The organism is Staphylococcus simiae (assembly GCF_002902085.1).
GTDB lineage: Bacteria > Bacillota > Bacilli > Staphylococcales > Staphylococcaceae > Staphylococcus > Staphylococcus simiae.
In genome coordinates this window covers 43,887-50,494 of the sequence record NZ_PPQR01000086.1, presented here as the reverse complement: position 1 = coordinate 50,494, position 6,608 = coordinate 43,887, and the positions used below count along the sequence as shown (strand labels likewise).

Below are 6,608 nucleotides of genomic sequence, written 5' to 3'. Positions count from 1 at the left end.
ATATGTAATAGGGTGATATGTTTTTTTGTACTATTAACTTAATTATTATGATTAACTTTATTCATTATTGATTTTTATTGTTATTTAATTTCATTCAATATCTACGATGTATTATTTAGAATTTAAAATGTATTGTCACTTTGGGAAGAGAAAGTTAATACACAATTATGTTTGAAATGGGAGTTCATTGCATAAATTGTGTGAAGATTGTTATTAATGATAGGGAGATGTGAAAAATGAAAAATCTTGATAGTGATAAAGTCTCTGGTATTTTAAAACTTGAAACTTTGTTGATGGATATCAACTCTATTTTTGATGAAATAGAAAAAGAATATCATATGACAAAAGAAGAAGTTTTAATTTTATTAACACTATGGCAAAAAGGTTCAATGACACTTAAAGAAATGGACCAATTTGTAGAAGTTAAACCATATAAACGTACAAGAACATATAATAACCTTGTAGATTTAGAATGGATTTATAAAGAAAGACCAGTTGATGATGAAAGAACTGTAATTATTCATTTTAATGAAAAAGTATTAGATAAAAAAGAAACATTGTTATCGTTTATTGGAGAAGCTATTGCAAATAAAGCTAATGCTTTTGAAAATAGTATGAAATCTATTTTAGCAGTATAGCAAACTAAAGCCACCAACATTTCCTTTAATAGGAAGTTTTGGTGGCTTTAGTTTTATTAAATTTTTTCAATAGCGATTATAAATGGCGCATAATTTCGTTGATTTATAAATTCGTATTTAAGCACATGAGCATATTGTTGATCCAAATGTTGAACGTATTCAAGTAATGCATCTCTCTCTAGTTGACCTTCGCTATGACCATGATATATAACTAGCACTATAATACCTTCTTTAGATAAAAGTGCTAAAATATCTTCTATTGCTTTGATCGTAGTTACAGGTGTCGTGACAATAGATTTATCACCTTTTGGTAAATAGCCCAAATTAAATATAGCAGCATCTATATGCCCTTTATGCTCGTCTCGTATATATCGATTGACATGTTCATGACCATCAAGAATTAAAGAAATATTATCAAAATGAGCAGTTTTTTCTTTAGTATGTTCTAAAGCAATCGATTGAATATCAAAGCCATAAACATGACCTTGTGGGACACTTTGTGCTAGAAAAAGGGTATCATTACCGTTACCACACGTTGCATCGATAACTACACTGGAAGTCGTAATATGTTGTGATATTAATGTTTTAGCAAAAGGAAGGATACGTTCTAACTTCATGACGTCACATGTTCCTTATAATTAATACCTTGATATGAATCACGTCTAGCTAATTCATCATCTATAGCATTTAATACTTCCCATTTATTAACACTCCACATTGGACCTACCATTAAATCTATCGGTCCATCACCTGTGATTCTATGAATAATCATTTCAGGTGGTAAGATTTCTAACTGGTCAACAACTAAATTCGTATACTGTTCTTGAGTCATAAACTCCAACATACCTTTATCATATTGTTTGACCATTGGTGTACCTTTTAATAAGTGTAATAGATGAATTTTAATACCTTGTACATCCATTTGTGCAACTTCTTTAGCTGTTGCCATCATCATGTCATAGTCTTCACCAGGTAAACCGTTAATAATATGTGTACATACATTTATATTATGCTTACGCAGTTTTGCCACACCATCATAGTATGTTTGCATATCATGAGCACGATTGATTAAGTCTGATGTTGACTGATGAATCGTTTGTAATCCCAATTCAACCCATAAGTATGTACGTTGATTTAAATCAGCTAGGTATTCTACTACATCATCAGGTAAACAATCCGGTCTTGTTCCTATAGATAGACCCACGACACCAGGTTCTTTTAACACAGGTTCAAATTTTTCTTTTAATACTTCTACAGGTGCGTGGGTATTTGTGAATGCTTGAAAGTATGCAATGTACTTGCCATCATGCCATTTTTCATGCATTTTTTCTTTGATTTCTTTAAATTGTACTTCTATAGGATCTGCACGATTACCTGCAAAGTCTCCACTACCAGCAGCTGAACAGAATGTACAGCCACCGTGAGCTACTGTACCATCTCGATTAGGACAGTCGAAGCCACCATCAAGTGCTACTTTAAATATTTTTTGACCAAATTTATTTTTTAAATGATAATTCCATGTATGATAACGTTTGTTTTCAAAAGCATACGGGAAATGATTGCCCATAAGTCATTTTCCTTTCTATAAAAAAGAGTTCTAAGTACAGATTTTAACATATTTTAATGTTATAGTGTTTATTATAGTTTGACAAAAAAGAGAGAGGAACTATGAATAATGAATATACCTAAATCAGTATGGTGGCTAGTCATTGGTATGGCAATCAATATTACTGGTTCTAGTTTTTTGTGGCCTTTAAATACCATTTATATGAAACAGGAACTAGATAAGAGTTTGACGATTGCAGGTTTGGTACTGATGATCAATTCTGTTGGTATGGTTATTGGAAATTTATTAGGTGGTACATTATTCGATAAACTAGGTGGCTATAAAACGATTATGTTAGGCACAGTCACATGTTTATGTAGTACAACGCTATTAAATTTCTTTCATGGATGGCCTTGGTATGCAGTATGGCTTGTTATGTTAGGCTTTGGCGGAGGAATGATTATACCAGCAATTTATGCAATGGCTGGTGCAGTTTGGCCTAATGGTGGTAGACAAACGTTTAATGCCATATATTTAGCACAAAATATTGGTGTAGCAATAGGTGCAGCACTTGGTGGCTTTGTGGCAGAATTTAGTTTTAATTATATATTTTTAGCAAATCTTATGATGTATATAATATTTACTATCGTGGCATTGACGCAATTTAATATTCCGATTAACGTTAAAGTAAAATTTCCAAATCATATGGAATTGGCTAAAAGTAAGAATAAATCAAAGTTGGTATCGTTAATTTTGATTTGTGCCATGTTTGCAATTTGTTGGATTGCTTATATTCAATGGGAATCAACAATTGCATCATTTACCCAATCCATAAACATTTCCATGTCTCAATATAGTGTGTTATGGACGATTAATGGCATAATGATTTTAGTAGCACAACCATTAATTAAACCTGTGTTATACATATTGAAAGGTAATTTAAAAAAACAGATGTTTGTTGGAATTATCATTTTTATGATGTCATTTTTGGTTACTAGCTTTGCCCAAAGTTTTACTATTTTTGTTGTTGGAATGATTATTCTAACATTTGGTGAGATGTTTGTATGGCCGGCTGTACCAACAATCGCTAATCATTTAGCTCCTAAAGGTAAACAAGGACAATACCAAGGATTTGTTAATTCAGCTGCTACAATTGGTAAAGCAGTAGGTCCTTTTTTAGGAGGGGTATTAGTTGATGTATTCAATATGCGTATGATGTTTTTAGGAATGATTGTGTTATTAGTAGGTGCTCTAATTTTACTTATAGCTTTCAATGAAAATAATTCGAAATCTGCACAAGTGGATCATGAACTTTAAGGTTAAATTCATTATAAAACTTGAAATAATTCAGTATATGCCATACTATTAACTTATCAACTTAAAACGTTTAGAAGCTTTTCTACAGAGAACTGGTAATGTTGAGAGCCAGTGTTAAGGACTAGATGTAATCATAAATTTAATTAAAAATAAATCAAATCAAGACATCTCTTACTATTAGAATGAGGGCACAGTATCTGTGAAATAGGGTGGTAACGCGGCAAATGTCGTCCCTATGAATAATAGTTTGGGGTGTCTTTTTATTGATACAGGAGGACGAACTGTGAATTACAATCATAAGCAAATTGAAAAGAAATGGCAAGATTATTGGGATGAACATAAAACATTTAAAACAAGTGACAACTTAGGTCAAAAAAAATTCTATGCACTTGATATGTTCCCATATCCATCAGGTGCAGGTTTGCATGTAGGCCATCCTGAAGGCTATACAGCTACTGATATTATTTCTAGATATAAACGTATGCAAGGGTATAATGTATTGCACCCAATGGGTTGGGATGCATTTGGTTTACCTGCTGAACAGTATGCGTTAGATACTGGAAATGATCCGCGCGAATTTACTAAGAAAAATATTCAAACGTTTAAACGTCAAATTAAAGAACTAGGTTTCAGTTATGATTGGGATCGTGAAGTCAATACGACAGATCCTGAATATTATAAATGGACACAATGGATTTTTATTCAACTTTATAACAAAGGTTTAGCCTACGTTGATGAAGTGGCAGTTAATTGGTGTCCTGCTTTAGGAACTGTATTATCTAACGAAGAAGTTATTGATGGTGTATCAGAACGTGGTGGACATCCAGTTTTCCGTAAACCAATGAAACAATGGGTATTAAAAATTACTGAATATGCTGATCAACTACTTGCAGACTTAGATGATTTAGATTGGCCGGAATCATTAAAAGATATGCAACGAAATTGGATTGGTCGTTCTGAAGGTGCGAAAGTTGCTTTCGATGTTGTCGGTTTAGAAAATAAGGTAGAAGTCTTTACTACGAGACCAGATACTATTTATGGTGCGTCATTCTTAGTTTTAAGTCCTGAACATCCATTAGTAAACATTATAACTACTGCTGATCATAAAGAGGCAATTAAAGCTTATCAAACAGAAGCATCTAAAAAATCTGATTTAGAACGTACAGATTTAGCAAAAGATAAATCAGGTGTCTTCACTGGTGCGTATGCAATTAATCCATTATCTGGACAACAATTACCAATTTGGATTGCTGACTATGTCTTATCAACATATGGAACTGGTGCAGTAATGGCAGTTCCAGCACATGATGAGCGTGACCATGAGTTTGCCAAGAAATATGACTTGCCTATTATTGAAGTTATAGAAGGTGGCAATGTACAAGAAGCGGCATATACAGGCGAAGGTAAACACGTTAATTCAGGTGAATTGAATGGTTTAGATAATGAACAAGCAATAACTAAAGCCATTAGTCTGTTAGAACAAAAAAATGCTGGAGAAAAGAAAGTTAATTATAAATTGCGTGATTGGTTATTTAGTCGACAACGTTATTGGGGAGAACCTATTCCAATCATACATTGGGAAGATGGTACGATGACTACAGTACCTGAAGAAGAGTTGCCATTATTATTACCAGAAACTGATGAAATTAAACCATCTGGTACTGGAGAATCACCGTTAGCAAATATTGATTCATTTGTTAATGTTGTTGATGAGAAAACTGGCATGAAAGGTCGTCGTGAAACAAATACGATGCCACAATGGGCAGGTAGCTGTTGGTACTATTTACGTTATATCGATCCTAAAAATGAGGATATGATTGCAGATCCTGAAAAATTAAAACATTGGCTACCAGTCGATTTATATATTGGTGGAGTTGAACATGCTGTTCTACATTTATTATATGCAAGATTCTGGCATAAAGTGTTATATGATTTAGGTGTGGTACCTACTAAAGAACCATTCCAAAAATTATTTAACCAAGGCATGATTCTTGGTGAAGGTAATGAAAAAATGAGTAAATCTAAAGGTAATGTGATTAATCCAGATGATATTGTAAGTTCTCATGGTGCAGATACACTGAGATTGTATGAAATGTTTATGGGGCCTTTAGATGCAGCAATCGCATGGAGTGAAAAAGGTCTTGATGGTTCCCGTCGTTTCTTAGATAGAGTGTGGAGATTAGTAACTAATGATGATGGTAATTTGAATTCTAAAATTGTCTCAACTAACAATAAATCATTAGATAAAGTGTATAACCAAACAGTTAAAAAAGTAACTGAAGATTTTGAGACACTAGGATTCAATACTGCTATTAGTCAATTAATGGTATTTATCAATGAATGCTATAAAGTTGACGAAATTTACAAACCTTATATTGAAGGGTTTGTTAAAATGTTATCTCCAATTGCTCCTCATCTTGGAGAAGAGCTATGGCAAATATTAGGTCATCAAGAGACAATTACTTATCAACCTTGGCCTACTTATGACGAATCATTATTAGTAGATGATGAAGTAGAAATTGTCGTGCAAGTTAATGGTAAATTAAGAGCTAAAATTAATATTCCAAAAGATATGTCAAAAGAAGACATGCAAGAAGCTGCATTCCAAAATGATAATGTCAAAGAAAGTATTGCAGGCAAAGATATTAAAAAAGTCATTGCAGTACCTCAAAAATTAGTGAATATTGTTGCAAAATAAGGAGGGTTTCATAAAATGAAGTCAATTACGACTGACGAATTAAAAACTAAAGTGTTGGATTCTAATCCAGTTAATATCGTAGATGTTAGAACAGATGAAGAAACAGCAATGGGTTATATCCCTAATGCTAAACTGATTCCAATGGATCAAATTCCAGAACATTTAAAAGATTTTAATAAAAATGAAACATACTATATCATCTGTGCTGGTGGTGTTCGTAGCGCCAGAGTTGTTGAATATTTAGAAAATCATGATATTGACGCAGTTAATGTAGAAGGCGGCATGAAATCATGGGGCGATGAAGGTTTAGAAATGAGTAATATTTAAAAGTATCAATTCAAAAAGAAGTTAAGCAGCTTATAACGTTGTTTAACTTCTTTTTTTTTGCACGTATTGCAAAATGAAAAGT

The 6,608-nt window shown here is 32.7% G+C and carries 6 protein-coding genes; 4 read left to right on the top strand and 2 right to left on the bottom strand.

Annotation, left to right across the window (positions count from 1 at the left end):
* Positions 1 to 236 precede the first annotated feature (236 nt).
* Positions 237 to 638, top strand: a complete 402-nt coding sequence (locus CD113_RS10245) for a transcriptional regulator, SarA/Rot family (RefSeq protein WP_002464291.1) — start codon at positions 237 to 239, stop codon at positions 636 to 638.
* A gap of 56 nt (positions 639 to 694) precedes the next feature.
* Here the strand turns inward: CD113_RS10245 and CD113_RS10240 are convergent, their stop codons facing one another.
* On the bottom strand, positions 695 to 1,255 hold the full coding sequence (locus tag CD113_RS10240) for a tRNA (mnm(5)s(2)U34)-methyltransferase (protein WP_002464292.1): 561 nt from the start codon (positions 1,253 to 1,255) through the stop codon (positions 695 to 697).
* Positions 1,252 to 2,205: a TIGR01212 family radical SAM protein gene (locus tag CD113_RS10235; RefSeq protein WP_002464293.1), complete on the bottom strand. Its 954-nt coding sequence runs from the start codon at positions 2,203 to 2,205 to the stop codon at positions 1,252 to 1,254. Before CD113_RS10235 ends, CD113_RS10240 begins: the two co-directional genes overlap by 4 nt.
* A 108-nt stretch (positions 2,206 to 2,313) precedes the next feature.
* Between CD113_RS10235 and CD113_RS10230 the strand changes: the two genes are divergently transcribed.
* From CD113_RS10230 to CD113_RS10220, 3 genes are all read left to right on the top strand, one after another.
* The gene (locus CD113_RS10230) at positions 2,314 to 3,501 is read left to right on the top strand and encodes an MDR family MFS transporter (RefSeq protein WP_002464294.1); all 1,188 of its coding nucleotides are present in this window, start codon (positions 2,314 to 2,316) and stop codon (positions 3,499 to 3,501) included.
* 283 nt (positions 3,502 to 3,784) lie between these two features.
* Entirely contained in the window at positions 3,785 to 6,199 is a 2,415-nt protein-coding gene (gene leuS / locus CD113_RS10225; RefSeq protein ID WP_002464295.1) for a leucine--tRNA ligase, read from the top strand.
* 15 nt (positions 6,200 to 6,214) lie between these two features.
* Entirely contained in the window at positions 6,215 to 6,526 is a 312-nt protein-coding gene (locus tag CD113_RS10220; protein WP_002464296.1) for a rhodanese-like domain-containing protein, read from the top strand.
* The last annotated feature ends 82 nt before the right edge of the window (positions 6,527 to 6,608 follow it).